Genomic DNA, 495 nt, shown 5'->3' on the forward strand with positions numbered 1-495 from the left:
GGGCGTAATCCGGGCAGCTTCTTCGCTCAAACGGTCAAAGGCCACACGCGGTATGGTCGTGGCGCGAGCGCTGTCGAGGTTCAGGGATCGTACACACTCCAGGCGTTCCAGCAATCGCAGGATATTGCGCGCGGCTGGTGACAAGGGCGGGTTACGCAGCCACGAGAGCCAGGAGGCACTGCGATCGCCACGACGCTCCAGCATTTTGTCCAAACGACAACGGGTTTCCGGCGGCAGATCCCCTGCAAGGACGTCATGGACAAGGTGATCGGCCTGCTGGCGAGCACGGCGCACCAAGGCTTCAATGACAGTGACCGACGGCAGGAGAATGCTTCGGCGACGCATCTCGTCAATCAGGATCGCAGCCATGCGGGATGGCTGGGTCACATGATGTGCAATTGGCATCGCGAAACCGGTCATGTCATGAAATGCCGACCGATCGAAGGTTCGGTAGCCATAACGCTTCATCAGGTGGGCCAGATGGGATCGACGGGT

The 495-nt window shown here is 60.2% G+C and carries 1 protein-coding gene; it reads right to left on the reverse strand.

Going from position 1 to position 495, the window contains the following annotated elements:
* Nucleotides 1–495, reverse strand: a 495-nt coding sequence (locus KP705_RS17080) for a DUF4158 domain-containing protein (RefSeq protein ID WP_215765132.1), incomplete at both ends; no start/stop codon positions are given.

Source organism: Gluconobacter sp. P1D12_c, assembly GCF_018812105.1.
GTDB lineage: Bacteria > Pseudomonadota > Alphaproteobacteria > Acetobacterales > Acetobacteraceae > Gluconobacter > Gluconobacter oxydans_A.